The sequence below is a fragment of the Tamlana crocina genome (genome assembly GCF_012037625.1).
The window spans coordinates 1-420 of sequence record NZ_JAAVJS010000304.1 but is presented as its reverse complement, the minus strand read 5'-3'; the positions used below and the strand labels follow the sequence as shown (position 1 = coordinate 420).

The 420-nt window shown below is 43.3% G+C and carries 1 protein-coding gene; it reads left to right on the top strand.

Going from position 1 to position 420, the window contains the following annotated elements; translation table 11 throughout:
• Positions 1-420, top strand: a 420-nt coding sequence (locus HC176_RS16835; protein ID WP_209309772.1) for a fumarylacetoacetate hydrolase family protein, incomplete at both ends; no start/stop codon positions are given.

The following is a 420-nucleotide window of genomic DNA, read 5'->3' as shown; positions in this document are numbered from 1 at the left end:
AAGATGCCGACGAACCTGTTTTTGGTCCCTCTCAAAGAGTGGATTTTGAACTGGAAATGGCCTTTATTACTACAGATGCCAATCACCTGGGAGAACCTATTCCTATAGATGAGGCCGAAGATTACATTTTTGGACTGGTGCTGTTCAATGACTGGAGTGCCCGGGATATCCAAACCTGGGAATATGTGCCTCTGGGGCCATTCCTGGCAAAGAACTTCGCTTCTTCTATTTCTCCCTGGATCGTAACTCTTGATGCTCTTGAACCTTTTAGAGTTGAAAGCCCTAAGCCCGTAAAGAAATTACTTCCCTACCTGCAATCAAGCGGCAAGAAGAGTTTTGATATTAACCTTGAGGTATTTGTTCAGCCGGAAAATGGCGAAGAAACCAGGGTTTCAAAATCGAATTTTAGATATATGTACT